The organism is Pseudomonas spelaei, assembly GCF_009724245.1.
Lineage (GTDB): Bacteria > Pseudomonadota > Gammaproteobacteria > Pseudomonadales > Pseudomonadaceae > Aquipseudomonas > Aquipseudomonas spelaei.
Window position 1 is genome coordinate 1 of sequence record NZ_WNNK01000020.1, and the last position, 26,687, is coordinate 26,687.

General features: G+C 54.7%; 31 protein-coding genes and 4 tRNA genes. All 35 read left to right on the plus strand.

The window, feature by feature from the left end; all coding sequences use genetic code 11:
* Window positions 1–88 precede the first annotated feature (88 nt).
* Window positions 89–1,048 carry a bifunctional biotin--[acetyl-CoA-carboxylase] ligase/biotin operon repressor BirA gene (gene birA, locus GNF76_RS21150; RefSeq protein ID WP_155585068.1) on the plus strand — a complete coding sequence of 320 codons (960 nt, stop codon included), beginning with the start codon at window positions 89–91 and terminating at the stop codon, window positions 1,046–1,048.
* Window positions 1,038–1,787 carry a pantothenate kinase gene (locus tag GNF76_RS21155; protein ID WP_155585069.1) on the plus strand — a complete coding sequence of 250 codons (750 nt, stop codon included), beginning with the start codon at window positions 1,038–1,040 and terminating at the stop codon, window positions 1,785–1,787. Before birA ends, GNF76_RS21155 begins: the two co-directional genes overlap by 11 nt.
* Before the next feature lie 7 nt (window positions 1,788–1,794).
* A complete protein-coding gene (locus GNF76_RS21160) occupies window positions 1,795–2,241 on the plus strand; it encodes a hypothetical protein (protein ID WP_155585070.1) in 447 nt (148 codons plus the stop codon).
* 142 nt (window positions 2,242–2,383) lie between these two features.
* A tRNA-Tyr gene (locus tag GNF76_RS21165) sits at window positions 2,384–2,468 on the plus strand.
* Window positions 2,469–2,491: 23 nt separating this feature from the next.
* Window positions 2,492–2,565, plus strand: a tRNA-Gly gene (locus GNF76_RS21170).
* 26 nt (window positions 2,566–2,591) lie between these two features.
* A tRNA-Thr gene (locus GNF76_RS21175) sits at window positions 2,592–2,667 on the plus strand.
* Window positions 2,668–2,831: 164 nt separating this feature from the next.
* Window positions 2,832–2,907 (plus strand) — tRNA-Trp (locus tag GNF76_RS21180).
* Between the two features lie 45 nt (window positions 2,908–2,952).
* Window positions 2,953–3,321 (plus strand): preprotein translocase subunit SecE, encoded by a 369-nt coding sequence (gene secE / locus GNF76_RS21185; protein WP_155585071.1) that lies wholly within the window; start codon window positions 2,953–2,955, stop codon window positions 3,319–3,321.
* Between the two features lie 9 nt (window positions 3,322–3,330).
* A complete protein-coding gene (nusG, locus tag GNF76_RS21190; RefSeq protein WP_003176436.1) occupies window positions 3,331–3,864 on the plus strand; it encodes a transcription termination/antitermination protein NusG in 534 nt (177 codons plus the stop codon).
* Window positions 3,865–3,981: 117 nt separating this feature from the next.
* A complete protein-coding gene (gene rplK, locus GNF76_RS21195) occupies window positions 3,982–4,413 on the plus strand; it encodes a 50S ribosomal protein L11 (protein WP_003210097.1) in 432 nt (143 codons plus the stop codon).
* Window positions 4,413–5,108: a 50S ribosomal protein L1 gene (rplA, locus tag GNF76_RS21200; protein WP_003176434.1), complete on the plus strand. Its 696-nt coding sequence runs from the start codon at window positions 4,413–4,415 to the stop codon at window positions 5,106–5,108. The genes rplK and rplA overlap by 1 nt, the downstream gene beginning before the upstream one ends.
* 198 nt (window positions 5,109–5,306) lie before the next feature.
* Window positions 5,307–5,807 carry a 50S ribosomal protein L10 gene (rplJ, locus tag GNF76_RS21205; RefSeq protein ID WP_084379721.1) on the plus strand — a complete coding sequence of 167 codons (501 nt, stop codon included), beginning with the start codon at window positions 5,307–5,309 and terminating at the stop codon, window positions 5,805–5,807.
* Window positions 5,808–5,885: 78 nt separating this feature from the next.
* Complete coding sequence (gene rplL, locus GNF76_RS21210) at window positions 5,886–6,251, plus strand: 50S ribosomal protein L7/L12 (RefSeq protein WP_155585072.1); 366 nt, start codon at window positions 5,886–5,888, stop codon at window positions 6,249–6,251.
* A 220-nt stretch (window positions 6,252–6,471) separates the two neighbouring features.
* Window positions 6,472–10,545: a DNA-directed RNA polymerase subunit beta gene (gene rpoB, locus GNF76_RS21215; protein WP_155585073.1), complete on the plus strand. Its 4,074-nt coding sequence runs from the start codon at window positions 6,472–6,474 to the stop codon at window positions 10,543–10,545.
* Between the two features lie 64 nt (window positions 10,546–10,609).
* Entirely contained in the window at window positions 10,610–14,809 is a 4,200-nt protein-coding gene (gene rpoC, locus GNF76_RS21220) for a DNA-directed RNA polymerase subunit beta' (RefSeq protein WP_155585074.1), read from the plus strand.
* A 215-nt stretch (window positions 14,810–15,024) separates the two neighbouring features.
* Window positions 15,025–15,396 carry a 30S ribosomal protein S12 gene (gene rpsL, locus GNF76_RS21225; RefSeq protein WP_002555494.1) on the plus strand — a complete coding sequence of 124 codons (372 nt, stop codon included), beginning with the start codon at window positions 15,025–15,027 and terminating at the stop codon, window positions 15,394–15,396.
* Between the two features lie 118 nt (window positions 15,397–15,514).
* Entirely contained in the window at window positions 15,515–15,985 is a 471-nt protein-coding gene (gene rpsG, locus GNF76_RS21230) for a 30S ribosomal protein S7 (RefSeq protein ID WP_002555493.1), read from the plus strand.
* Between the two features lie 30 nt (window positions 15,986–16,015).
* Complete coding sequence (gene fusA / locus GNF76_RS21235) at window positions 16,016–18,121, plus strand: elongation factor G (protein ID WP_057724826.1); 2,106 nt, start codon at window positions 16,016–16,018, stop codon at window positions 18,119–18,121.
* Between the two features lie 30 nt (window positions 18,122–18,151).
* Window positions 18,152–19,345 carry an elongation factor Tu gene (gene tuf / locus GNF76_RS21240; RefSeq protein WP_178122344.1) on the plus strand — a complete coding sequence of 398 codons (1,194 nt, stop codon included), beginning with the start codon at window positions 18,152–18,154 and terminating at the stop codon, window positions 19,343–19,345.
* A 141-nt stretch (window positions 19,346–19,486) separates the two neighbouring features.
* The gene (gene rpsJ, locus GNF76_RS21245; protein WP_003186070.1) at window positions 19,487–19,798 is read left to right on the plus strand and encodes a 30S ribosomal protein S10; all 312 of its coding nucleotides are present in this window, start codon (window positions 19,487–19,489) and stop codon (window positions 19,796–19,798) included.
* Window positions 19,799–19,879: 81 nt separating this feature from the next.
* Window positions 19,880–20,515, plus strand: a complete 636-nt coding sequence (gene rplC / locus GNF76_RS21250) for a 50S ribosomal protein L3 (protein ID WP_003186059.1) — start codon at window positions 19,880–19,882, stop codon at window positions 20,513–20,515.
* A gap of 12 nt (window positions 20,516–20,527) precedes the next feature.
* Window positions 20,528–21,130, plus strand: a complete 603-nt coding sequence (rplD, locus tag GNF76_RS21255; RefSeq protein ID WP_057438746.1) for a 50S ribosomal protein L4 — start codon at window positions 20,528–20,530, stop codon at window positions 21,128–21,130.
* Entirely contained in the window at window positions 21,127–21,426 is a 300-nt protein-coding gene (rplW, locus tag GNF76_RS21260; RefSeq protein WP_002555488.1) for a 50S ribosomal protein L23, read from the plus strand. Before rplD ends, rplW begins: the two co-directional genes overlap by 4 nt.
* A gap of 14 nt (window positions 21,427–21,440) precedes the next feature.
* Window positions 21,441–22,265, plus strand: a complete 825-nt coding sequence (rplB, locus tag GNF76_RS21265) for a 50S ribosomal protein L2 (RefSeq protein WP_003210080.1) — start codon at window positions 21,441–21,443, stop codon at window positions 22,263–22,265.
* A 16-nt stretch (window positions 22,266–22,281) separates the two neighbouring features.
* A complete protein-coding gene (rpsS, locus tag GNF76_RS21270) occupies window positions 22,282–22,557 on the plus strand; it encodes a 30S ribosomal protein S19 (RefSeq protein WP_003232420.1) in 276 nt (91 codons plus the stop codon).
* 11 nt (window positions 22,558–22,568) lie between these two features.
* Window positions 22,569–22,901 carry a 50S ribosomal protein L22 gene (gene rplV, locus GNF76_RS21275; RefSeq protein ID WP_003103908.1) on the plus strand — a complete coding sequence of 111 codons (333 nt, stop codon included), beginning with the start codon at window positions 22,569–22,571 and terminating at the stop codon, window positions 22,899–22,901.
* A gap of 13 nt (window positions 22,902–22,914) precedes the next feature.
* On the plus strand, window positions 22,915–23,601 hold the full coding sequence (gene rpsC / locus GNF76_RS21280) for a 30S ribosomal protein S3 (RefSeq protein WP_003176422.1): 687 nt from the start codon (window positions 22,915–22,917) through the stop codon (window positions 23,599–23,601).
* A 12-nt stretch (window positions 23,602–23,613) separates the two neighbouring features.
* Window positions 23,614–24,027 carry a 50S ribosomal protein L16 gene (rplP, locus tag GNF76_RS21285; RefSeq protein WP_003232424.1) on the plus strand — a complete coding sequence of 138 codons (414 nt, stop codon included), beginning with the start codon at window positions 23,614–23,616 and terminating at the stop codon, window positions 24,025–24,027.
* On the plus strand, window positions 24,027–24,218 hold the full coding sequence (rpmC, locus tag GNF76_RS21290; RefSeq protein ID WP_002555481.1) for a 50S ribosomal protein L29: 192 nt from the start codon (window positions 24,027–24,029) through the stop codon (window positions 24,216–24,218). Before rplP ends, rpmC begins: the two co-directional genes overlap by 1 nt.
* A 2-nt stretch (window positions 24,219–24,220) precedes the next feature.
* Entirely contained in the window at window positions 24,221–24,487 is a 267-nt protein-coding gene (gene rpsQ, locus GNF76_RS21295) for a 30S ribosomal protein S17 (protein ID WP_003176419.1), read from the plus strand.
* 23 nt (window positions 24,488–24,510) lie between these two features.
* Entirely contained in the window at window positions 24,511–24,879 is a 369-nt protein-coding gene (gene rplN, locus GNF76_RS21300; RefSeq protein ID WP_002555479.1) for a 50S ribosomal protein L14, read from the plus strand.
* A gap of 11 nt (window positions 24,880–24,890) precedes the next feature.
* On the plus strand, window positions 24,891–25,205 hold the full coding sequence (gene rplX / locus GNF76_RS21305) for a 50S ribosomal protein L24 (protein ID WP_003176416.1): 315 nt from the start codon (window positions 24,891–24,893) through the stop codon (window positions 25,203–25,205).
* 20 nt (window positions 25,206–25,225) lie between these two features.
* Window positions 25,226–25,765 carry a 50S ribosomal protein L5 gene (gene rplE, locus GNF76_RS21310; protein ID WP_003176415.1) on the plus strand — a complete coding sequence of 180 codons (540 nt, stop codon included), beginning with the start codon at window positions 25,226–25,228 and terminating at the stop codon, window positions 25,763–25,765.
* Between the two features lie 13 nt (window positions 25,766–25,778).
* The gene (rpsN, locus tag GNF76_RS21315; RefSeq protein ID WP_003176414.1) at window positions 25,779–26,084 is read left to right on the plus strand and encodes a 30S ribosomal protein S14; all 306 of its coding nucleotides are present in this window, start codon (window positions 25,779–25,781) and stop codon (window positions 26,082–26,084) included.
* Window positions 26,085–26,292: 208 nt separating this feature from the next.
* Window positions 26,293–26,685: a 30S ribosomal protein S8 gene (gene rpsH / locus GNF76_RS21320; RefSeq protein WP_003186040.1), complete on the plus strand. Its 393-nt coding sequence runs from the start codon at window positions 26,293–26,295 to the stop codon at window positions 26,683–26,685.
* The last annotated feature ends 2 nt before the right edge of the window (window positions 26,686–26,687 follow it).

Consider the following 26,687-nt stretch of genomic DNA (forward strand, 5'->3'; position numbering starts at 1 on the left):
AGGTGTCTGCCTGCCTAAAGTCCCTGCTTTCTATGCAATGGCCCTGCGCATAGCTATCATGCGTGCCTCATTGTGAGGCGAGACCTGCATGCTGACGTTGTTGAAACTTCTAAAAGATGGTCGCTTCCATTCTGGTGAAGCGCTAGGTGCGGCCCTGGGCGTCAGTCGCAGTGCTGTATGGAAGCAGCTTCAGCATCTTGAGGCGGAGTTGAATCTACCCATACATAAAGTCCGTGGACGGGGTTATCAATTGGCTGCGCCCTTGGTGTTGTTGAATGCTGATGATATTTCGGCAAATGCTCCGACTCCTGCTTGGCCTGTCTATATTTCCGAGTCAATTGACTCCACCAATGCAGAGGCATTGCGGCTTGTCGAGATGGGGCGGGTTGCACCTTTCCTTGTTCTTTCGGAGCAGCAGACTGCTGGTCGGGGTCGGCGAGGACGCAAGTGGGCTAGTCCTTTCGCTCAAAATGTCTATTACAGTCTTGTGTTGAGAATCGATGGGGGGTTAAGGCGATTAGAGGGCCTTAGTCTGGTTGTGGGGGTCGCGGTTATGCAGGCCTTACGAGAGGCCGGAGTTAAGGGCGTTGGCTTGAAATGGCCAAACGACGTCCTGGTAGGTCAAAAAAAGATCGCCGGCATCCTCCTGGAGCTGGTTGGTGACCCGGCGGACGTCTGTCACGTTGTCCTTGGTATTGGGATTAACGTGAACATGCAGAAGACAGTAGAGGTCGATCAGCAGTGGACTTCGGCGCAGTTAGAGACCGGTCATGCAGTTGATCGTAACTACCTGGTCGCGCGTATAGGGGCGCAGTTGCAAGCCTATCTTGATCGTCATCAGGCATCAGGTTTCTCTGCTATTCAGGCGGAGTGGGAGCAGAACCATCTGTGGCAGGGCAAGCCTGTGTCGCTGATTGCAGGTGTCAGTCAGATCGATGGAGTGGTGTTGGGTATTGATGGTCAAGGTGCGTTGCGTTTGAACGTGAACGGCGTCGAAAAAATATACAGCGGTGGCGAGCTAAGTCTGAGGTTGCGTGATGATTCTTGAGCTCGACTGTGGGAATAGCTTTATCAAGTGGCGAGTGCTTGAGTTGGATAAGGCGCACGTTTTTGCGGAAGGGGTCGTCGGCTCTGATATTGCGCTGATCGAGAGTTTGTTGGCGCTTGCGAGCCTTACGCTGAAGCATTGCCGGCTGGTAAGTGTGCGAGCCTCTGAGGAGACAAGCGAGTTGGTGGCGGCATTGGTCGATACCTTTGGTGTTGCCGTGGTGTGTGCTGCTTCCTCTCGTCAGATGGCTGGGGTGCGCAATGGTTACGAGGATTTCGAACGCCTAGGGCTTGATCGCTGGCTGGCGATGTTGGGTGGCTTTCAACTGGCGTCGGGTGCTTGCCTTGTGCTCGATTTTGGTACGGCGGCGACAGCCGACTTCATCGCCGCTGATGGTGAGCATCTAGGGGGCTTTATTTGTCCTGGTATGCCATTGATGCGCAACCAGCTGCGCACGCACACTCGCAAGATCCGCTACGACGATGTTTCTGCCGAACGTGCCTTGGAGTGCTTGGTGCCTGGTCGTACTACTGTGGAAGCGGTTGAGCGCGGCTGCACGCTAATGTTGAGGGGGTTCGTCTTGACTCAGCTCGAATTGGCGAGAAGTTACTGGGGAAGTGATTTCTCCGTGTTTCTTACGGGTGGAGATGCTGAGCTGATCTCTGATGCTGTGCCTGGAGCGCGACTTGTTCCGGATCTGGTTTTTGTCGGTTTGGCGATGGCGTGTCCCTTGTCTTGAGGTTTTTATGCGTTGGCTGTTTTTGCTGTTGCTGGTCCTCAATGCGTTCTATTACGTCTGGCATCAGCAGGAGGCTCCGTTGCGGGCCAAGGATGTAACGCCATTGGCCTTGTATCGCGACTCACAGCAGGATATTCGCTTGCTGAGCGAATCCGCTGATGCGATGGTGCGACGAGATAGAGCAAAAGCCCCTGAGGTGCAAAATACTTGTCTTTATATCGGTGGATTTACCGATCAGAAGGAGGCTCAGTCGGTAGAGCAGCGGCTTACGAGTCTGGATATCAAGGTCAAGCTGCAATCGCTAAACCTTCCCGATGCCAATGGATACTGGCTGCGGGTTGCGCCTGAAAGCCGGCGTCTGGCCGATGACCTGCCCTTTGAAAACCTTGCCAAGGAATTCAATGAGTTAAAACATAAAATAATGCTGTGCGAAGGCATTGCAACTGTCGAATAGTTTGCATAGAATGGCGCCCGCTTCGCAGTGAAGACCTCTGAGGTCGACAAGGTGAGGCGAAGGTCAACGCAGCTAACCTCAGGTTTTTAATGAGAAAATGCTTGACAGAAGGCCGGCGTGATGTAGAATGCCGGCTCGCTTAGGAGGGGTTCCCGAGCGGCCAAAGGGATCAGACTGTAAATCTGACGTCTACGACTTCGAAGGTTCGAATCCTTCCCCCTCCACCATTTTAGCGTGAGCTGCAAGCTCCGCGGGTATAGTTTAGTGGTAGAACCTCAGCCTTCCAAGCTGATGATGCGGGTTCGATTCCCGCTACCCGCTCCAAGTTTGCAGGTTGTGCAGGTTGTTTCGCTCTTGTAGCTCAGTTGGTAGAGCACACCCTTGGTAAGGGTGAGGTCAGCGGTTCAAATCCGCTCAAGAGCTCCATATAACAAGGCAGATATGAAAATATCTGCCTTTGTTTTAACAGCTACCTTTGATTGATTCTGCTCTCTATCGTGATTTTGTTTTGGGTAGGTTTCAGGTCTTCTGGGGTTTGTTGTTGTAAAGTCTTTTTCGGATCGGCATAATTGTCGGCCTGATTTTGTTTTAGGTCAGTAGCTCAATTGGCAGAGCGACGGTCTCCAAAACCGTAGGTTGGGGGTTCGATTCCCTCCTGACCTGCCAGATTCACTTGGTGTGTCTGGCTTTCTTTTCACAGGATCTTCATAGATGACTCCTAAGGCTGAAGTTCAAGGCTCTCGCTTCGATCTGCTCAAGTGGCTTGTAGTAGTCGCTATTGTGGTTGTAGGTGTTGTCGGAAACCAGTACTACTCTGCGTCGCCGATCCTGTACCGCGTCCTCGCATTGCTCGCCCTTGCTGCTGTTGCTGCCTTTGTTGGCCTGCAGACTGCTAAAGGCAAGTCGTTTGCAGTCCTGGTGAAGGAAGCTCGCACCGAGATACGTAAAGTCGTTTGGCCGACTCGCCAAGAAACCACGCAGACCACGTTGATTGTGGTGGCTGTTGTTCTGGTTATGGCGTTGCTGTTGTGGGGTCTTGATTCCCTGCTCGGCTGGCTTGTTTCCTTGATTGTTGGCTAAGGGTGTCCCGTGGCTAAGCGTTGGTACGTTGTGCATGCTTACTCGGGTTACGAGAAGCACGTCATGCGCTCTTTGCTAGAGCGCGTAAAGCTGGCAGGCATGGAAGATGGCTTCGGCGAAATTCTGGTCCCCACTGAAGAAGTGGTGGAAATGCGTAATGGCCAGAAGCGCAAAAGCGAGCGCAAGTTCTTCCCTGGCTATGTGCTGGTTCAGATGGACATGAATGAGGGTACTTGGCACTTGGTCAAGGACACTCCTCGCGTCATGGGTTTCATTGGCGGTACCGCTGATAAGCCTGCACCAATCACCGACAAAGAGGCAGAAGCAATTCTGCGTCGTGTTGCTGATGGTAGTGATAAGCCTAAGCCGAAGACGTTGTTCGAGCCAGGTGAGGTTGTTCGTGTCACCGACGGCCCGTTTGCTGATTTTAATGGCACGGTCGAAGAAGTTAACTACGAAAAGAGCCGGATCCAAGTGGCAGTGCTTATTTTCGGTCGCTCTACTCCGGTAGAGCTAGAGTTCAGCCAGGTCGAAAAAGTCTAGCTGAGCAAGCATCCCAACCCCGCAGCCCTAGGCTGTGGGGTTTTGTCGTCACTGGGATAAACGCGCAAGTAACCGGGGAGCCTTTCGAGGCGTTCGAACCCGTAATTGGAGTGCCTCATGGCCAAGAAGATTACCGCTTACATCAAGCTGCAAGTGAAGGCCGCTCAGGCCAACCCAAGCCCACCCGTCGGTCCAGCTCTGGGTCAGCACGGCGTGAACATCATGGAATTCTGCAAGGCCTTCAACGCCCGTACTCAGGGTATTGAGCCAGGTCTGCCGACTCCAGTGATCATCACTGTATATAGCGACCGCAGCTTCACCTTCGAAACCAAGTCGACCCCGGCTTCGGTTCTGTTGAAGAAAGCTGCTGGTCTGACTAGCGGTTCCGCTCGTCCGAACACCGTTAAGGTTGGCACCGTAACTCGTGCTCAGCTGGAAGAAATCGCGAAAACCAAAAACGCGGATCTGACTGCAGCTGATATGGATGCAGCCGTGCGTACCATCGCCGGTTCTGCTCGTAGCATGGGCCTTAACGTGGAGGGTGTGTAATGGCTAAGCTGACCAAGCGCCAAAAGGCTATCGCCGGCAAAATCGAAGCGGGCAAGTCCTACAATTTTGTAGACGCTGCTGCTCTGCTGACCGAGCTGTCGACTGTCAAGTTCAGCGAGTCTGTTGACGTTGCTGTAAACCTGGGTGTTGACCCACGTAAATCCGACCAGGTCGTTCGTAGCGCTACTGTGCTGCCACACGGTACTGGCAAGACTGTACGTGTTGCTGTCTTCACCCAAGGCCCGGCAGCTGAAGCTGCTCTGGCCGCCGGCGCCGATCGCGTTGGCATGGATGACCTGGCTGCCGAAATGAAAGGCGGCGACCTGAACTATGACGTCGTTATTGCTTCCCCGGATGCAATGCGCGTTGTAGGTCAGTTGGGTCAGATCCTCGGTCCACGTGGTCTGATGCCTAACCCGAAAGTCGGCACCGTAACTCCAGACGTAGCTACCGCGGTTAAAAACGCCAAGGCTGGTCAGGTTCGTTATCGCACCGACAAAAACGGCATCATTCACACCTCCGTTGGCAAAGTCGGCTTCGATGCCGTCAAGCTGAAGGAAAACGTTGAAGCCCTGATCGCTGATCTGAAGCGTATCAAGCCTGCTTCCTCGAAAGGTATCTACGTCAAGCGCGTTACCCTGAGCACCACTATGGGCCCAGGTCTGGTCATCGACCAAGGCTCGCTGGACGTATAAGACACAAATTGGTGCAAGTAATTGCGCCAATTGAAAGATTGGGGTCCCTGCCTGGCGGGGGCTATCCAAGACCGTAGGCGGCGCAAGCCTTAAACCACAAGCCTACGCAGATGGTGCTCCCGGTTCCTTACCGAATCAGACACCAAAACGACATCCGGCTTCGGCCAGATGAAACGGTAACAAGCAGGAGTTAAACCCGTGGCAATTAATCTCGAAGACAAGAAGGCCATCGTCGCTGAAGTCAACGAGGCTGCCAAAGCTGCTCTGTCCGCTGTCGTGGCTGATGCCCGTGGTGTGACAGTAGGCGCTATGACCGGACTCCGTAAAGAGGCTCGTGAAGCTGGCGTATACGTACGTGTTGTACGTAACACCCTGCTCAAGCGCGCCGTTGCTGGCACTCAATATGATGTGCTCAACGACGTGTTCACTGGCCCGACCCTGGTTGCATTCTCCAACGAACATCCTGGCGCTGCTGCCCGTTTGTTCAAAGAGTTCGCCAAGGGTCAGGATAAGTTCGAGATCAAGGCAGCTGCGTTCGAGGGCAAGTTCCTCGCAGCTAACCAAATCGACGTACTGGCAACACTGCCGACCCGTAACGAAGCTATTTCTCAGCTGATGAGCGTGATTCAAGGCGCTACCAGCAAGTTGGCTCGTACTCTGGCCGCAGTTCGCGAGCAAAAAGAAGCTGCCGCAGCCTAAGGCTGAGCATCTCCTCTCGCGTATTTTTGTTTATTTCGATGGCCGCGTAGGCCGTCCCCCAATTCAGGAATTACAGCAATGTCTATCTCCCAAGACGATATCCTCAACGCCGTAGCTGAAATGTCGGTTCTGCAGGTTGTTGAGCTGATCAAAGCTTTCGAAGAAAAATTCGGTGTTTCCGCTGCCGCTGCTTCCGCTGGCCCAGCCGCTGTTGCTGCTGTTGCTGAAGAGCAAACCGAATTCAACGTCATGCTGCTGGAAGCTGGCGAGAAGAAAGTAAACGTGATCAAGGCAGTACGTGAACTGACCGGTCTGGGCCTGAAAGAAGCCAAGGCTGTAGTTGACGGCGCCCCTGCCCAGGTTCTGGAAGCAGTGTCGAAAGACGCAGCTGACAAAGCTAAAGCAGTGCTGGAAGAAGCAGGCGCTAAAGTCGAGCTGAAGTAAGCATCGACCTTGCGTCTCCAGCCCAAGCGTTAAGCTGAAGGCTGATGGCTGGTGGCTCTTGCCACCGGCCTTTTTCCGTTCTTGGCTGTCGACTCGGTCGCCGCCATTAACGCGCTGTAGCCACCCGATGCGGTGGTGCAAACCATGGGGTTTGCGAGATTTTCTGGCTGCTCCCGTCGGGAGGGGCCAAACAAGCAGGTGACCAAGCTGGGGAACGCTGATGGCTTACTCATATACTGAGAAAAAACGTATCCGCAAGGACTTTAGCAAGTTGCCGGACGTCATGGATGTCCCGTACCTTCTGGCTATCCAGCTGGATTCGTATCGTGAATTCTTGCAGGCGGGAGCGACCAAAGATCAGTTCCGCGACGTGGGCCTGCATGCGGCCTTCAAATCCGTTTTCCCGATCATCAGCTACTCCGGCAATGCTGCGCTGGAGTACGTCGGTTATCGCCTGGGCGAACCGGCATTTGATGTCAAAGAATGCGTGTTGCGCGGTGTTACGTACGCCGTACCTTTGCGGGTAAAAGTCCGCCTGATCATTTTCGACAAAGAATCGTCGAACAAAGCGATCAAGGACATCAAAGAGCAAGAAGTCTACATGGGTGAAATCCCCCTGATGACTGAGAACGGTACCTTCGTTATCAACGGTACCGAGCGTGTTATCGTTTCCCAGCTGCACCGTTCCCCGGGCGTGTTCTTCGACCACGACCGCGGCAAGACGCACAGCTCCGGCAAACTCCTGTACTCCGCGCGGATCATTCCGTACCGCGGTTCGTGGTTGGACTTCGAGTTCGACCCGAAAGACTGCGTGTTCGTACGTATCGACCGTCGTCGCAAGCTGCCGGCCTCGGTACTGCTGCGCGCGCTCGGCTATACCACCGAGCAAGTGCTGGATGCCTTCTACACCACTAACGTTTTCCACCTGAGTGGCGAAACCCTCAGCCTGGAACTGGTGCCTCAGCGCCTGCGTGGTGAGATTGCCGTTCTGGACATCCAGGACGAAAAGGGCAAGGTCATCGTTGAAGCGGGCCGCCGTATTACTGCGCGCCACATCAACCAGATCGAAAAAGCCGGTATCAAGACGCTGGATGTGCCACTGGACTACGTCCTGGGTCGCACCACTGCCAAGGTCATCGTGCACCCGGCCACCGGCGAAATCCTGGCTGAATGCAACACCGAGCTGAACACTGAAATCCTGGCAAAAATCGCCAAGTCTCAGGTTGTTCGCATCGAGACCCTGTACACCAACGACATCGACTGCGGTCCGTTCGTCTCCGACACTCTGAAGATCGACTCCACCAGCAACCAATTGGAAGCGCTGGTCGAGATCTATCGCATGATGCGTCCTGGCGAGCCGCCAACCAAAGACGCTGCCGAGACCCTGTTCAACAACCTGTTCTTCAGCCCTGAGCGCTACGACCTGTCTGCGGTCGGCCGGATGAAGTTCAACCGTCGTATCGGTCGTACCGAGATCGAAGGTTCGGGCGTGTTGTGCAAGGAAGACATCGTTGCGGTTCTGAAGACTCTGGTCGACATCCGTAACGGCAAAGGCATCGTCGATGACATCGACCACCTGGGTAACCGTCGTGTTCGCTGCGTAGGCGAAATGGCCGAGAACCAGTTCCGCGTTGGCCTGGTACGTGTTGAGCGTGCGGTCAAAGAGCGTCTGTCGATGGCCGAAAGCGAAGGCCTGATGCCGCAAGACCTGATCAACGCCAAGCCAGTGGCTGCGGCGGTGAAAGAGTTCTTTGGTTCCAGCCAGCTCTCGCAGTTCATGGACCAGAACAACCCGCTCTCCGAGATCACCCACAAGCGCCGTGTTTCTGCACTGGGCCCGGGCGGTCTGACCCGTGAGCGTGCAGGCTTTGAAGTGCGTGACGTACACCCGACTCACTACGGTCGTGTATGCCCGATTGAAACGCCGGAAGGTCCGAACATCGGCCTGATCAACTCCCTGGCCGCTTATGCGCGCACCAACCAGTACGGTTTCCTCGAGAGCCCGTACCGTGTGGTGAAAGACGCACTGGTCACCGACGAGATCGTGTTCCTGTCCGCCATCGAAGAAGCTGATCACGTGATCGCTCAGGCTTCGGCCACGATGAACGACAAGAAAATGCTGATCGACGAGCTGGTTGCTGTTCGTCACTTGAACGAGTTCACCGTCAAGGCGCCGGAAGACGTCACCTTGATGGACGTATCGCCGAAACAGGTAGTTTCGGTTGCTGCGTCGCTGATCCCGTTCCTGGAACACGATGACGCCAACCGTGCGTTGATGGGTTCCAACATGCAGCGTCAAGCTGTACCGACCCTGCGTGCTGACAAGCCGCTGGTAGGTACCGGCATGGAGCGTAACGTAGCCCGTGACTCCGGCGTTTGCGTCGTGGCTCGTCGTGGCGGCGTGATCGACTCCGTTGATGCCAGCCGTATCGTGGTTCGTGTTGCCGATGACGAAGTTGAAACTGGCGAAGCCGGTGTCGACATCTACAACCTGACCAAGTACACCCGCTCCAACCAGAACACCTGCATCAACCAGCGTCCGCTGGTGAGCAAGGGTGATCGGGTTCAGCGCAGCGACATCATGGCTGATGGTCCTTCCACCGATATGGGTGAGCTGGCACTGGGTCAGAACATGCGCATCGCGTTCATGGCCTGGAACGGTTACAACTTCGAAGACTCCATCTGCCTGTCCGAGCGTGTGGTTCAGGAAGATCGCTTCACCACGATCCACATTCAGGAACTGACCTGTGTGGCACGTGACACCAAGCTTGGGCCAGAGGAAATCACTGCAGACATCCCGAACGTGGGTGAAGCTGCACTGAACAAGCTGGACGAAGCCGGTATCGTTTACGTAGGTGCTGAAGTTGGCGCAGGCGACATCCTGGTTGGTAAGGTCACCCCGAAAGGCGAGACCCAACTGACTCCGGAAGAGAAGCTGTTGCGTGCCATCTTCGGTGAAAAAGCCAGCGACGTTAAAGACACGTCCCTGCGCGTACCTACCGGTACCAAGGGTACTGTCATCGACGTACAGGTCTTCACCCGTGACGGCGTTGAGCGTGATGCTCGTGCACTGTCTATCGAGAAGACTCAACTCGACGAGATCCGCAAGGACCTGAACGAAGAGTTCCGTATCGTTGAAGGCGCGACCTTCGAACGTCTGCGTTCCGCCCTGGTAGGCCACAAGGCCGAAGGCGGCGCTGGCTTGAAGAAAGGTCAGGACATCACCGACGAAGTACTCGACGGTCTTGAGCATGGTCAGTGGTTCAAACTGCGCATGGCTGAAGATGCTCTGAACGAGCAGCTCGAGAAGGCTCAGGCCTATATCGTTGATCGTCGCCGTCTGCTGGACGACAAGTTCGAAGACAAGAAGCGCAAACTGCAGCAGGGCGATGACCTGGCTCCAGGCGTGCTGAAAATCGTCAAGGTTTACCTGGCAATCCGTCGCCGCATCCAGCCGGGCGACAAGATGGCCGGTCGTCACGGTAACAAGGGTGTGGTCTCCGTGATCATGCCGGTTGAAGACATGCCGCACGATGCCAATGGCACCCCGGTCGACGTCGTCCTCAACCCGTTGGGCGTACCTTCGCGTATGAACGTTGGTCAGATCCTTGAAACCCACCTGGGCCTCGCGGCCAAAGGTCTGGGCGAGAAGATCAACCGTATGATCGAAGAGCAGCGCAAGGTCGCTGACCTGCGCAAGTTCCTGCACGAGATCTACAACGAGATCGGCGGTCGCAACGAAGAGCTGGACACCTTCACCGACCAGGAAATCCTGGATCTGGCGAAGAACCTGCGCGGCGGCGTTCCAATGGCTACCCCGGTGTTCGACGGTGCCAAGGAAAGCGAAATCAAGGCGATGCTGAAACTGGCAGACCTGCCAGAAAGCGGCCAGATGCAGCTGTTCGACGGCCGTACCGGCAACAAGTTTGAGCGCCCGGTTACTGTTGGCTACATGTACATGCTGAAGCTGAACCACTTGGTAGACGACAAGATGCACGCTCGTTCTACCGGTTCGTACAGCCTGGTTACCCAGCAGCCGCTGGGTGGTAAGGCTCAGTTCGGTGGTCAGCGTTTCGGGGAGATGGAGGTCTGGGCACTGGAAGCATACGGTGCTGCTTACACTCTGCAAGAAATGCTCACAGTGAAGTCGGACGATGTGAACGGCCGGACCAAGATGTACAAAAACATCGTGGACGGCGATCACCGTATGGAGCCGGGCATGCCCGAGTCCTTCAACGTGTTGATCAAAGAAATTCGTTCCCTCGGCATCGATATCGATCTGGAAACCGAATAACACGTGACGCGAATCGAGAGCGGGGCTGCTTAGCCCGCTCTCTGCTCCGCCAGGAGGAAAGGCCTTGAAAGACCTACTGAATTTGCTGAAAAACCAGGGTCAAGTCGAAGAGTTCGACGCCATCCGTATTGGGTTGGCATCGCCTGAGATGATCCGTTCGTGGTCGTTCGGTGAAGTTAAAAAGCCGGAAACCATCAACTACCGTACGTTCAAACCAGAACGTGACGGCTTGTTCTGCGCCAAGATCTTTGGCCCGGTAAAGGATTACGAGTGCCTGTGCGGTAAGTACAAGCGCTTGAAGCACCGTGGTGTGATCTGCGAGAAGTGCGGCGTTGAAGTCGCACTGGCCAAGGTTCGTCGTGAGCGCATGGCGCACATCGAACTGGCTTCACCGGTTGCCCACATCTGGTTCCTGAAATCGCTGCCGTCCCGTATCGGCTTGCTGATGGACATGACCCTGCGTGATATCGAACGCGTTCTCTACTTCGAGAGCTATGTCGTTATCGATCCGGGCATGACCACCCTTGAAAAAGGTCAGCTGCTGAACGACGAGCAGTACTTCGAAGCGCTGGAAGAGTTCGGCGACGATTTCGATGCCCGCATGGGTGCTGAAGCTGTCCGCGAACTGCTGCACGCTATCGACCTGGAACACGAGATTGGCCGTCTGCGTGAAGAAATTCCGCAAACCAATTCCGAAACCAAGATCAAGAAGCTGTCCAAGCGTCTGAAGTTGATGGAAGCCTTCCAGGGTTCCGGCAACTTGCCAGAGTGGATGGTGCTGACCGTTCTGCCGGTTCTGCCGCCAGACCTGCGTCCGCTGGTACCGTTGGACGGTGGTCGTTTTGCGACTTCCGACCTCAACGACCTGTACCGTCGCGTGATCAACCGTAACAACCGCTTGAAGCGCCTGCTCGATCTGTCCGCTCCGGACATCATCGTGCGCAACGAAAAGCGTATGTTGCAAGAAGCGGTCGACGCCTTGCTCGACAACGGTCGTCGTGGCCGCGCTATCACCGGTTCCAACAAGCGTCCTCTGAAATCCCTGGCTGACATGATCAAGGGTAAGCAAGGTCGTTTCCGTCAGAACTTGCTCGGTAAGCGTGTTGACTACTCTGGTCGTTCGGTAATTACCGTAGGCCCGACCCTGCGTCTGCACCAGTGCGGTCTGCCGAAGAAGATGGCCCTTGAGCTGTTCAAGCCGTTCATTTTCGGCAAGCTGGAAATGCGTGGTCTCGCTACCACCATTAAAGCTGCCAAGAAAATGGTCGAGCGCGAATTGCCAGAGGTTTGGGACGTTCTCGCTGAAGTGATCCGTGAACACCCGGTTCTCCTCAACCGTGCACCGACCCTTCACCGTCTGGGTATCCAGGCGTTTGAACCGGTACTGATCGAAGGTAAGGCTATCCAGCTGCACCCGCTGGTCTGTGCTGCGTACAACGCCGACTTCGACGGCGACCAAATGGCCGTGCACGTACCGCTGACACTGGAAGCCCAGTTGGAAGCGCGTGCGTTGATGATGTCGACCAACAACATTCTGTCGCCAGCCAACGGTGAGCCAATCATCGTTCCGTCGCAGGACGTTGTATTGGGTCTGTACTACATGACTCGTGAAGCGATCAACGCCAAGGGCGAAGGTCGTGTGTTCGCGGATCTGCAGGAAGTTGACCGTGTGTTCCGTGCCGGCGAAGCCGCGCTGCACGCCAAGGTCAAAGTGCGGATCAACGAAACCGTCAACGACCGTGACGGCGGCAGCGTGAGCAACACCCGTATCGTCGACACTACTGTCGGCCGTGCGCTGTTGTACCAGGTTGTGCCAAAAGGTCTGTCGTACGACGTTGTCAATTTGCCGATGAAGAAAAAGGCGATCTCCAAGCTGATCAACCAGTGCTACCGCGTGGTTGGTCTGAAAGAGACCGTGATCTTCGCTGACCAGTTGATGTACACCGGTTTTGCCTATTCGACTATTTCCGGCGTTTCCATCGGTGTTAACGACTTCGTTATCCCGGATGAAAAAGCTCGCATCATCAGTGCCGCTACTGACGAAGTGAAAGAGATCGAAAGCCAGTACGCCTCGGGCCTGGTAACACAGGGCGAGAAGTACAACAAAGTGATCGACCTTTGGTCCAAGGCCAACGACGAAGTTTCCAAGGCGATGATGGCCAACCTCTCGAAAGAGAAAGTCATCGACCGTCATGGCGACGAAGTTGACCAGGAATCCTTCAACTCGATGTACATGATGGCCGACTCGGGCGCACGGGGTTCTGCTGCGCAGATCCGTCAGCTCGCCGGTATGCGTGGCCTGATGGCCAAGCCGGACGGTTCCATCATCGAAACGCCGATTACTGCGAACTTCCGTGAAGGTTTGAGCGTACTTCAGTACTTCATCTCCACGCACGGTGCTCGTAAAGGTCTGGCGGATACCGCGTTGAAGACCGCTAACTCCGGTTACCTGACTCGTCGTCTGGTAGACGTTGCACAAGACTTGGTTGTGACCGAGATCGACTGCGGCACCGAGCATGGCCTGCTGATGACTCCGCACATTGAAGGCGGTGACGTTGTAGAGCCATTGGGTGAGCGCGTACTGGGTCGAGTGATCGCCCGTGACGTATTCAAGCCAGGCACCGAGGAAATTATCGTTCCTGCCGGTACCCTGGTAGATGAGAAGTGGGTCGAGTTCATCGAACTCAACAGCATCGACGAAGTGATTGTTCGCTCGCCGATCAGCTGCGAAACCCGCTACGGCATCTGCGCCAAGTGCTACGGTCGTGACTTGGCTCGTGGTCACCAGGTGAACATCGGTGAAGCGGTCGGCGTTATCGCTGCCCAGTCCATCGGTGAGCCGGGTACCCAGCTGACGATGCGTACGTTCCACATCGGTGGTGCGGCAAGCCGGACCTCCGCAGCTGATAGCGTTCAGGTGAAGAATGGCGGTACCGTCCGTCTGCACAACCTGAAGCACGTTGAGCGAGTGGATGGCTGCCTGGTTGCTGTATCTCGTTCCGGTGAGCTGGCCATCGCTGATGACTACGGTCGTGAGCGTGAGCGCTACAAGCTGCCGTACGGTGCTGTAATTTCGGTTAAAGAAGGTGACAAGGTCGACGCTGGCGCAATCGTGGCCAAGTGGGATCCGCACACTCACCCAATCGTTACCGAAATGAAAGGTACCGTGACCTACGTGGGCATGGAAGAAGGCATCACGATCAAGCGTCAGACTGACGAATTGACCGGTATGACCAACATTGAAGTACTCGACGCCAAAGACCGTCCAGCTGCAGGCAAAGATATCCGTCCTGCTGTGAAGATGGTTGATGACAACGGCAAGGATCTGTTGCTGCCAGGCACTGACGTTATCGCTCAGTACTTCCTGCCAGCCAACGCCCTGGTCGGTGTTGCGGATGGTGCGAAGATCGCGATCGGTGATGTTATCGCTCGTATCCCGCAAGAAACTTCGAAGACCCGTGACATCACCGGTGGTCTGCCGCGTGTTGCCGACTTGTTCGAAGCTCGTCGTCCTAAAGAAGCGTCGATTCTGGCTGAAGTCAGCGGCACCATCGCGTTCGGTAAAGAGACCAAGGGCAAGCGCCGTCTGGTCATTACCCCGAACGACGGTAGCGATCCGTATGAAGAGCTGATTCCGAAGTGGCGTCACCTGAACGTCTTCGAAGGCGAACAGGTAAACCGCGGCGAAGTTATCTCTGACGGCCCGAGCGATCCACACGACATCCTGCGTCTGCTGGGTGTGAGTGCGCTGGCCAAGTACATCGTTAACGAGATCCAGGACGTTTACCGTCTGCAAGGCGTGAAGATCAACGATAAGCACATCGAGACCATCCTGCGTCAGATGTTGCGTAAAGTTGAAATCGCTGAATCCGGCGACTCCAGTTTCATCAAGGGCGACCAGATGGAACTGACTCACGTACTGGTAGAGAACGAGCGCCTGGCGAACGACGAGAAATTCGTTTCCAAGTTCACTCGTGTACTGCTCGGTATCACCAAGGCGTCGTTGTCCACTGAGTCGTTCATCTCGGCGGCCTCCTTCCAGGAGACCACTCGTGTACTGACCGAAGCAGCGGTAACCGGCAAGCGCGATTACCTGCGTGGCCTGAAAGAAAACGTGGTTGTGGGTCGTTTGATCCCAGCCGGTACCGGTTTGGCCTATCACAGCGAGCGTAAGCGCCGCCGTGAACTTGACAAGCCGCTGCGCGTAAGCGCCAGTGAAGTGGAAGCTGCACTGACCGAAGCGCTGAACTCAAGCGGTAACTGAGTTCTGCGATAATAAGACTGGGCCCTGGCAGCCCCGTTCGTCGGATCGAGACAGTTTTGTCCCGGTTCGATGGAGGGGGAGGTCGGGGCCTTGCCTTGACTGGGGGCAAGATCCTCTTTAGACTCTTGTACCCCTAAATTTGGCGGGAATTCGTTCCTGCCATTTTGCTTTTCTTGCAAGACAATAGCGTCGCAAGACAACAGTGGAGCTAGTAGATGGCAACTATCAACCAGCTGGTACGTCAGCCGCGTAAGCGTATCGTCGAGAAATCCGACGTACCTGCGCTGCAGAACTGCCCGCAACGTCGTGGCGTATGCACTCGCGTGTATACCACTACGCCGAAAAAACCTAACTCGGCACTGCGTAAAGTATGCCGTGTGCGCCTGACCAACGGTTTCGAGGTTTCCTCGTACATCGGTGGTGAAGGTCACAACCTGCAAGAACACAGCGTGGTACTGATCCGTGGCGGTCGTGTAAAAGACTTGCCAGGTGTTCGTTACCACACCGTACGCGGCTCCTTGGATACTTCCGGCGTTAAAGGTCGTAACCAGGGTCGTTCGAAGTACGGTACCAAGAAGCCTAAGTAGTAGCGGCTTTTTGTAAAACTGAATCATCTTATTTTCTGAGTCGATAAGAGTAAGGTCGGAGGCGTCCCGAAAGGGCACTAATTCCGAACGAACCTGAAGACCGTTTGAGGGCTTATCCATGCCAAGAAGACGCGTAGCAGCCAAGCGCGAAGTGCTTGACGATCCAAAATACGGAAGCCAAATTCTGGCCAAGTTCATGAACCACGTGATGGAAAGCGGCAAGAAAGCCGTTGCCGAGCGTATCGTTTATGGCGCGCTGGAAAAGGTTAAAGAACGCAAGAACAGCGACCCCCTGGAAATCTTCGAGAAAGCTCTCGACGCCATCGCTCCGCTGGTCGAAGTGAAGTCGCGCCGTGTAGGCGGTGCTACTTACCAGGTTCCGGTTGAAGTTCGCCCGTCCCGTCGTAACGCCCTGGCAATGCGCTGGTTGGTAGACTTCGCCCGTAAGCGCGGCGAGAAGTCTATGGCTCTGCGTTTGGCTGGCGAACTGTTGGACGCTGCTGAAGGTAAAGGTGCTGCTGTTAAGAAGCGTGAAGACGTGCACCGTATGGCTGAAGCTAACAAAGCTTTCTCGCACTACCGCTTCTAATTCTAGCTTCACTAATTTTGCGAGGGCTTTATGGCTCGTACTACTCCGATTAGTCGCTACCGTAACATCGGTATCGTCGCTCACGTGGATGCTGGTAAAACCACCACCACCGAGCGCGTCCTTTTTTACACCGGCAAAAGTCACAAGATGGGCGAGGTGCATGACGGCGCCGCGACCACAGACTGGATGGTTCAGGAGCAGGAGCGTGGTATTACCATTACTTCTGCTGCTATTACCGCCTTCTGGAAAGGTTCCGAGAAGCAGTACAAGGATGAGCACCGCTTCAACGTAATCGATACCCCGGGCCACGTAGACTTCACCATTGAAGTTGAGCGTTCCCTGCGTGTACTCGACGGCGCTGTCGTTGTGTTCTGTGGTACCTCGGGTGTTGAGCCTCAGTCGGAAACCGTATGGCGTCAAGCCAACAAATACGGCGTTCCACGTCTTGTTTACGTCAACAAGATGGACCGTGCTGGTGCGAACTTCCTGCGCGTGATCGGTCAGATCAAACAGCGCCTGGGTCACACTCCGGTGCCGATCCAGTTGGCTATCGGTTCCGAAGACAACTTCCAGGGGCAGATCGATCTGCTGACCATGGAAGCTGTTTACTGGAACGATGCTGACAAAGGTATGGTTCCTGTTCGTAAGCCTATCCCTGCAGAGTTGCAGGAGCTGGCTGACGAGTGGCGCAACAACATGGTTGAAGCTGCGGCTGAAGCCAACGAAGAGCTGATGAACAAGTACCTCGAAGGTGAAGAACTCACCAACGCGGAAATCAAGGCTGCTCTGCGTCAGCGTACTATCGCTGGTGAGATCGTCTTGGCTGTTTGTGGTTCTTCGTTCAAGAACAAGGGCGTTCCCCTGGTTCTCGATGCTGTGATCGACTACCTGCCGGCACCAGTGGATATTCCTGCCATCAAGGGTACTGACCCGGATGACGAGACTATCGAGCTGGAGCGTCATGCAGACGACGCAGAACCGTTCTCCGCTCTGGCATTTAAAATTGCCACTGACCCATTCGTGGGTACCTTGACCTTCGTCCGTGTTTACTCGGGCGTGTTGAACTCCGGCGACGGCGTGATCAACTCGGTTAAAGGCAAGAAAGAGCGCGTGGGTCGTATGGTGCAAATGCACGCAAACGCCCGTGAAGAAATCAAGGAAGTACGCGCTGGCGACATCGCGGCCTTGATCGGCATGAAGGACGTCACCACTGGTGAAACCTTGTGCAACGCTGACAAGCCAATCATCCTGGTTCGCATGGACTTCCCGGAGCCGGTTATTTCGGTTGCCGTTGAGCCTAAGACCAAGGATGACCAGGAAAAAATGGGTATCGCTCTGGGCAAGCTTGCTCAGGAAGATCCATCTTTCCGCGTCAAGACTGATGAAGAGACTGGTCAAACGATCATCTCCGGCATGGGCGAGCTTCACCTGGACATCCTGGTTGACCGGATGCGCCGTGAGTTCAACGTCGAAGCCAACATCGGTAAGCCTCAGGTTTCCTATCGTGAGCGCATCACGAAGAACTGTGAAATCGAAGGCAAATTCGTTCGTCAATCCGGCGGTCGTGGCCAGTTCGGCCATTGCTGGATCCGTTTTGCTCCTGCTGATGAAGGTCAGGAAGGTCTGCAATTCGTGAACGAAGTAGTGGGCGGTGTTGTTCCTAAGGAATACATCCCGGCTATCCAGAAGGGTATCGAAGAGCAGATGAAGAACGGTGTTGTTGCCGGCTATCCGCTCATCGGCCTGAAGGCGACCGTTTTTGACGGTTCTTACCACGACGTCGACTCCAACGAGATGGCGTTTAAGGTGGCTGCTTCCATGGCAACCAAGCAACTGGCCCAGAAGGGCGGTGGTGAGTTGCTTGAGCCAATCATGGCAGTAGAAGTTGTTACGCCTGAAGACTACATGGGTGACGTGATGGGCGACCTTAACCGTCGTCGCGGCATGATCTTGGGTATGGAAGATACGGTTTCCGGCAAAGTAATTCGTGCTGAGGTTCCGTTGGGCGAGATGTTCGGTTATGCGACCGACGTTCGTTCCATGTCTCAGGGTCGCGCAAGCTACTCTATGGAATTCAAAAAATACAACACAGCTCCGGCGCATATCGCTGAAACTGTATCCAAAAAACAAGGCTGATTCAGTCCTTTAGGCAAGGAGTTAATTGTCGTGGCTAAAGAAAAATTTGATCGTTCCCTACCGCACGTCAACGTTGGCACTATCGGTCACGTTGACCATGGTAAAACTACGCTGACTGCTGCTCTGACTCGTGTTTGCTCCGAAATTTTCGGTTCGGCTATCGTTGACTTCGACAAGATCGACAGCGCGCCAGAAGAAAAAGCTCGTGGTATCACCATCAACACTGCGCACGTTGAATACAACTCGCACATTCGTCACTACGCTCACGTTGACTGCCCAGGTCACGCCGACTATGTGAAGAACATGATCACCGGTGCTGCCCAGATGGACGGCGCTATCCTGGTTTGTTCGGCCGCTGATGGTCCGATGCCACAAACCCGTGAGCACATCCTGCTGTCCCGTCAGGTTGGCGTTCCGTACATCGTGGTTTACCTGAACAAGGCTGACCTGGTAGACGACGCTGAGCTGCTGGAACTGGTTGAGATGGAAGTGCGCGATCTGCTGAGCACTTACGACTTCCCAGGTGACGACACTCCGATCATCATCGGTTCTGCTCGTATGGCTCTGGAAGGTAAAGACGATAACGAAATGGGCACCACGTCCGTTCGTAAACTGGTTGAGACTCTGGACAGCTACATCCCAGACCCAGTTCGTGTTATCGACAAGCCGTTCCTGATGCCAATCGAAGACGTATTCTCGATCTCCGGTCGCGGTACTGTTGTAACTGGTCGTATCGAGCGCGGTATCGTCAAGGTTCAGGATCCGCTGGAAATCGTTGGTCTGCGTGACACTACTGTCACCACCTGCACCGGTGTTGAAATGTTCCGTAAACTGCTCGACGAAGGTCGTGCAGGCGAGAACTGCGGCGTTCTGCTGCGTGGTACCAAGCGTGACGACGTTGAGCGTGGCCAGGTTCTGGTTAAGCCAGGTTCGGTCAAGCCGCACACTACCTTCGAAGCTGAAGTGTACGTGTTGAGCAAAGAAGAAGGCGGTCGTCATACTCCGTTCTTCAAAGGCTACCGTCCACAGTTCTACTTCCGGACCACTGACGTGACCGGTAACTGCGAACTGCCGGAAGGCGTTGAAATGGTAATGCCAGGCGACAACATCAAAATGGTTGTCACCCTGATCAAAACCATCGCAATGGAAGATGGTCTGCGTTTCGCTATTCGTGAAGGCGGTCGTACCGTCGGCGCTGGCGTCGTAGCCAAAATCATCGCTTAATAAGTGATGACTTGAAAAAGCCCCCGCCTAGCGGGGGCTTTTTTATTGGGTTGACACCTATCTGGGGCGTCTATAGAATTGCGCCTCCTTTTAACGGGCGCATTGCGTCCGGTGGGAATAGCAGCCGGAGTCTGAAATCCAATGCAAAATCAGCAAATCCGTATCAGGTTGAAGGCTTTTGACCATCGCCTGATCGACCAATCCACCCAGGAAATCGTGGAAACCGCGAAACGTACTGGTGCTCAAGTGCGTGGTCCAATTCCACTGCCTACCCGTAAAGAGCGGTTCACCGTTCTGGTCTCCCCGCACGTCAACAAAGACGCGCGTGACCAGTACGAGATCCGTACTCATAAGCGCGTACTGGACATCGTCCAGCCAACGGATAAAACCGTTGATGCACTTATGAAGCTTGATCTGGCGGCCGGTGTGGAAGTACAGATCAGCCTCGGCTAAGACTTGGGTCTTAGTCGTGTAACGCTCTGAAATGGGCGGCCATAGCGGGTGAAAGCCCCGTACACTCATGAGGTTTACAACATGACTATTGGTGTAGTCGGTCGTAAATGCGGTATGACCCGTATTTTCACCGAAGAAGGTGTCTCCATTCCGGTCACGGTCATTGAGATCGAACCGAATCGCGTCACCCAGTTTAAAACTGAAGAAACCGATGGCTATCGTGCAGTGCAAGTCACTGTCGGCGAGCGTCGTGCTTCGCGCGTGACTGCTGCTCAAGCAGGTCACTTCGCAAAAGCAAACGTTGCAGCTGGTCGTACCGTAATGGAATTCCGCCTTGAAGAAGGCGAGTACCAGGCCGGCGATCTGATCAACGCTGAAATCTTCGCCGCTGGCCAACTGGTTGATGTAACCGGTCAGTCCAAAGGTAAAGGCTTCCAGGGTACGATCAAGCGTTGGAATTTCCGTGGCCAAGACAACACTCACGGTAACTCCGTTTCCCACCGCGTCCCGGGCTCTATTGGCCAGTGCCAGACTCCTGGTCGTGTATTCAAGGGCAAAAAAATGTCCGGTCATATGGGCGCTGAGCGCGTGACCGTGCAGTCCCTCGAAGTAGTGCGCGTCGACGCTGAACGCAATCTGTTGTTGGTCAAGGGTGCTGTTCCTGGCGCTACTGGCGGCAACCTGGTTGTACGTCCGGCGGCCAAGGCTCGCGGTTAAGGGGAAGCTGACATGCAATTAAATGTAAATGACGCTCAAGCGATCGAAGTTTCCGAACTGACGTTTGGCGGCGAGTTCAACGAGACGCTGGTTCACCAAGCAGTCGTGGCCTACATGGCCGGCGGCCGTCAAGGTAGCAAGCAGCAAAAGACCCGTTCCGACGTTCGTGGTGGCGGTAAGCGCCCTTGGCGTCAGAAAGGTACTGGCCGTGCTCGTGCCGGTACTATCCGTAGCCCAATCTGGCGTGGCGGCGGTACCACTTTCGCGGCTCGTCCACAGGATCACTCTCAGAAGCTCAACAAGAAGATGTACCGCGCAGCACTGCGCTCCATCCTTGCTGAACTCGTGCGTACTGATCGTCTGGTCGTGGTTCAGGACTTCGCTGTTGAAGCGCCGAAAACCAAAGATCTGCTGAACAAGCTGAATGGCATGGGACTGACTGATGTCCTGATCGTGTCCGAAGCTGTTGATCAGAACCTGTACCTGGCTGCTCGCAACCTGCCACACGTTGATGTCCGTGATGTGCAAGGTTCCGATCCAGTTAGTCTGATCGCATACGACAAGGTGTTGATCACCGTGTCGGCCGTGAAGAAATTCGAGGAGCTGCTGGGATGAACCAGGAACGCGTATTTAAAGTTCTGCTTGGCCCGCACGTTTCCGAAAAGGCTACGGTTCTGGCTGACAAGAAAGGCCAGTTCGTTTTCAAGGTTGCAACTGACGCAACCAAGCTGGAAATCAAGAAGGCCGTCGAAAGCCTGTTCAGCGTGAAAGTTGAGCGTGTTACTACCCTGAATGTTCTGGGTAAGAGCAAGCGCACTGCTCGCGGTCTGGGCAAGCGTAATGACTGGAAGAAGGCGGTTATCTCCCTTCAGCCAGGCCAAGATCTCGATTTCAGCAGCAGTGCTGAGTAAGGAAGGGGTGCATCATGGCAATCGTTAAATGCAAACCGACTTCCCCTGGCCGCCGTTTTGTGGTCAAGGTGGTCAACCAGGAGCTGCATAAAGGCGCTCCTCACGCACCGCTGCTCGAGAAGAAATCGAAGACTGGTGGTCGTAACAACAATGGTCGTATTACCACTCGTCACATCGGTGGTGGCCATAAGCAGCATTATCGTCTGGTCGACTTCCGTCGTAACGACAAAGATGGCATCGCTGCCACTGTCGAGCGTATCGAATACGATCCAAACCGTACTGCTCACATCGCTCTGCTGCTGTACGCAGATGGCGAGCGTCGCTACATCATCGCGCCTAAAGGCGTGAGTGCTGGTGACCAGCTGATCGCAGGTGCTTTGGCGCCGATCAAGCCGGGCAACGCTCTGCAACTGCGCAACATTCCAGTTGGTAGCACCGTACACGGCATCGAATTGAAGCCAGGTAAAGGCGCGCAAATCGCTCGTTCCGCTGGTGCTTCGGCTCAGCTGATCGCTCGTGAAGGTGTCTACGTGACCCTGCGTCTGCGCTCTGGTGAGATGCGTAAAGTATTGGCTGAATGCCGTGCGACCCTGGGCGAAGTCTCGAACTCCGAGCACAGCCTGCGTTCGCTGGGTAAAGCTGGTGCCAAACGCTGGCGTGGCGTTCGCCCAACCGTTCGTGGTGTTGCCATGAACCCGGTTGACCACCCACATGGTGGTGGTGAAGGTCGTACCTCTGGTGGTCGTCATCCGGTATCGCCATGGGGCTTCCCGACTAAGGGCGCGAAGACTCGTGGTAATAAGCGTACCGACAAAATGATCGTCCGTCGTCGCAAGTAAATAGAGGGATACGACAGTGCCACGTTCTCTGAAAAAAGGTCCTTTTATTGATCTTCACCTACTGAAGAAGATCGAAGTGGCGGCGGAAAAGAACGATCGCAAGCCGGTGAAAACCTGGTCGCGTCGTTCGATGATCCTGCCACAAATGGTCGGTTTGACCATCGCTGTACACAACGGTCGCTTGCACGTCCCAGTTCTCGTGAACGAAGACATGGTCGGCCACAAACTAGGCGAGTTTGCCGGTACCCGCACTTATCGTGGGCACGTGGCAGACAAGAAAGCCAAGCGTTAAGGGGTTAGGAAATGGAAGTAGCCGCTAAGTTGTCGGGCGCTCGAATCTCCGCCCAGAAAGCCCGCTTGGTCGCCGACCAGATCCGCGGGAAGAAGGTGGGCGAAGCGCTCAACCTGTTGGCTTTCAGCAGTAAGAAAGCCGCCGAGATCATGAAGAAAGTGCTGGAGTCGGCCGTAGCCAACGCCGAGCATAACGAAGGCGCAGACGTTGATGACCTGAAGGTCAGCACCGTTTTCGTCAACGAAGGGCGTTCGCTGAAGCGTATCATGCCGCGTGCCAAAGGCCGTGCTGATCGCATCGTCAAGCGGTCTTGCCATATCACTGTCAAGGTTGCTGACAAGTAACGGAGTCGAAGAGATGGGTCAGAAAGTACATCCCATTGGCATTCGCCTGGGAATCGTCAAGGAGCACACCTCCGTCTGGTACGCAGACGGTCGGACTTATGCGGACTATTTGTTCGCTGATCTGAAGGTGCGTGAGTATCTCCAAGACAAATTAAAAAGCGCGTCCGTAAGCCGTATCGATATCCATCGTCCGGCCCAAACTGCACGTATCACCATCCACACCGCTCGTCCAGGTATCGTTATCGGGAAGAAAGGTGAAGATGTTGAGAAACTGCGTCAGGACCTGACCAAGCAAATGGGTGTGCCTGTGCACATCAATATCGAAGAGATCCGCAAGCCGGAGCTCGACGGTATGCTGGTTGCGCAGAGCGTAGCTCAGCAGCTGGAGCGTCGCGTAATGTTCCGTCGCGCTATGAAGCGCGCTGTACAGAACGCCATGCGCATTGGTGCCAAAGGCATCAAAATCCAAGTGAGCGGTCGTCTCGGCGGTGCTGAAATCGCACGTACTGAATGGTATCGCGAAGGTCGTGTGCCACTGCACACCCTGCGTGCCGACATCGACTATGCCAACTACGAAGCTCACACCACTTACGGTGTGATCGGTGTAAAGGTTTGGATCTTCAAAGGCGAAGTAATTGGTGGTCGCCAAGAAGAACTGAAACCACAAGCACCAGCGCCTCGTAAAAAAGCTGCTAAGTAAGGGGTACGCCAAATGTTGCAACCAAAGCGTACGAAGTTCCGCAAGCAGATGACAGGCCACAACCGTGGTCTGGCTCAGCGCGGTAGCAAAGTCAGCTTCGGCGAGTTCGCGCTGAAGTCTGTAGCTCGTGGTCGTCTCACCGCTCGTCAGATCGAGTCAGCGCGTCGTGCTCTGACCCGTCACGTAAAACGTGGCGGCAAGATCTGGATCCGTGTATTCCCGGACAAGCCGATCTCCAAAAAGCCCCTCGAAGTTCGGATGGGTAAAGGTAAGGGTAACGTGGAATACTGGGTAGCCCAGATTCAGCCAGGCAAAGTCCTGTATGAAATCGAGGGTGTAACTGAAGAGCTGGCGCGTGAGGCTTTTGCCCTGGCTGCTGCAAAGCTGCCGCTCGCCACCGCCTTTGTTAAACGGACGGTGATGTGATGAAAGCGAATGAACTTCGTGAAAAATCCGCACAGCAGCTGAACGAGCAACTGCTCGGCCTGCTGCGCGACCAGTTCAATCTGCGTATGCAGAAAGCAACTGGCCAGTTGGGGCAGTCTCATCTGCTCTCGCAAGTTAAGCGTGACATTGCTCGCGTGAAGACTGTGCTCAACCAGCAGGCAGGTAAGTGATCATGGCTGAAGCCGAAAAGACTGTCCGTACGCTGACTGGCCGTGTTGTCAGCGACAAGATGGACAAAACCATCACCGTTTTGATCGAGCGTCGCGTTAAGCACCCGATCTACGGTAAATACGTTAAGCGTTCGACTAAGCTGCACGCGCACGACGAAACCAATCAGTGCCACATCGGCGACAAAGTCACTATTCGTGAAACTCGTCCGCTGGCCAAGACCAAGTCTTGGGCACTGGTTGATGTTCTCGAACGCGCTGTGGAAGTCTAAGGACTAGGGGTCGGAGAAATTATATGATTCAGACTCAATCCATGCTCGATGTGGCCGATAACAGCGGCGCTCGCCGTGTTATGTGCATCAAGGTGCTGGGTGGCTCCCATCGTCGTTACGCTGGTATCGGTGACATCATCAAAGTTACCGTGAAGGAAGCAATTCCTCGCGGTAAAGTGAAAAAAGGCCAAGTGATGACTGCTGTAGTAGTCCGCACTCGTCACGGCGTGCGCCGTGCAGATGGCTCCATTATCCGCTTTGATGGCAACGCTGCTGTTCTTCTGAACAACAAGCAAGAGCCGATCGGCACCCGTATCTTTGGGCCAGTGACCCGTGAACTTCGTACTGAGAAGTTCATGAAGATCGTCTCGCTCGCCCCAGAAGTGCTGTAAGGAGATCCGACATGCAAAAGATTCGTCGTGACGACGAGATCATCGTGATCGCCGGCAAAGACAAAGGTAAGCGCGGTAAGGTGCTTAAGGTTCTCGCAAATAACCGTCTGGTTATTGGTGGTCTGAACCTGGTTAAGCGCCATACCAAGCCTAACCCGATGTCGGGCGTACAAGGCGGTATCGTCGAAAAAGAAGCTCCACTGGACGCTTCTAACGTCGCCATTTTCAACGGCGAAACCAACAAGGCTGATCGCGTTGGTTTCAAAGTAGAAGATGGCAAGAAAATTCGTGTCTTCAAGTCGACCCAAAAAGCGGTTGATGCTTGAACACTGCTAGGTAGAAGACCATGGCACGACTAAAAGAGATTTACTGGAAAGAAATCGCACCGAAGCTTAAGGAAGAACTTAAGCTTTCGAACGTGATGGAAGTTCCACGCGTTACCAAAATCACCCTGAACATGGGTCTGGGCGAAGCGGTCGGTGATAAAAAAGTCATCGAGCACGCTGTTGCTGACCTGGAAAAGATCACCGGTCAAAAAGTCGTTGTGACTTACGCTCGGAAATCCATCGCTGGCTTTAAAGTCCGTGAAGGTTGGCCGATCGGCGTCAAAGTGACTCTGCGCCGTGAGCGTATGTACGAGTTCCTGGATCGTCTGCTGTCGATCTCCCTGCCTCGGGTTCGCGACTTCCGCGGCCTGAATGCCAAGTCCTTCGATGGTCGTGGTAACTACAGCATGGGCGTTAAAGAGCAGATCATCTTCCCGGAAATCGACTACGACAAGATCGATGCTCTCCGCGGTCTGGACATTACCCTGACCACCACTGCCAAGAACGATGATGAAGGTCGCGCATTGCTGCGTGCTTTCAAATTCCCGTTCCGCAACTGATTGGAGTAGGAAAATGGCCAAGATGAGCATGAAAAACCGCGAGCTGAAGCGTCAGCTCACGGTTGCCAAGTACGCCAAGAAGCGTGCAGCACTGAAAGCTATCATCGTTGATCTGAACGCAAGTCCAGAAGCACGTTGGGAAGCTACAGTTGCTCTGCAGAAGCAGCCACGTGACGCAAGCGCTTCGCGCATGCGTAACCGCTGCCGCCTGACCGGTCGTCCACACGGCGTTTACCGCAAGTTCGGCCTCGGCCGTAACAAACTGCGTGAAGCGGCAATGCGTGGTGACGTACCAGGTCTGGTTAAAGCCAGCTGGTAAGTACTTTCGAAGTCTCGGTGGTCAGGATCGCAAGATACTGACCGCCGGTGGCCTAGAATCTGGAACAAGCCCCTTTTGGGGCTTGTTTCATTTCCGGAGTGTGTCTAAAATACGCGGCTCGCCTGAGCCCGTGTATTTTATGCTCGGAGATTCTCGGCGACACGTAATGGCCGCAAGGCTAATTTTTTTGTATTAGGAGCGTCTAGCCATGAGTATGCAGGACCCGTTAGCGGACATGCTAACTCGTATCCGTAATGCCCAGATGGCTGAAAAGTCCGTCGTAAGCATGCCATCTTCCACGTTGAAGGTAGCTGTTGCCAAAGTCCTGAAAGACGAAGGCTACATTGCGGGTTATCAGATCAGCAGCGAAATCAAACCACTGCTGTCCATCGAGCTGAAGTACTTCGAAGGCCGTCCGGTCATCGAGGAAGTGAAGCGCGTTAGCCGTCCAGGCCTGCGTCAGTACAAGTCCGTCGATGATCTGCCAAAAGTTCGTGGCGGTCTCGGTGTGTCTATCGTCTCCACCAACAAAGGTGTGATGACGGATCGTGCTGCGCGCGCTGCCGGTGTCGGCGGCGAAGTTCTTTGCACAGTGTTCTAAGG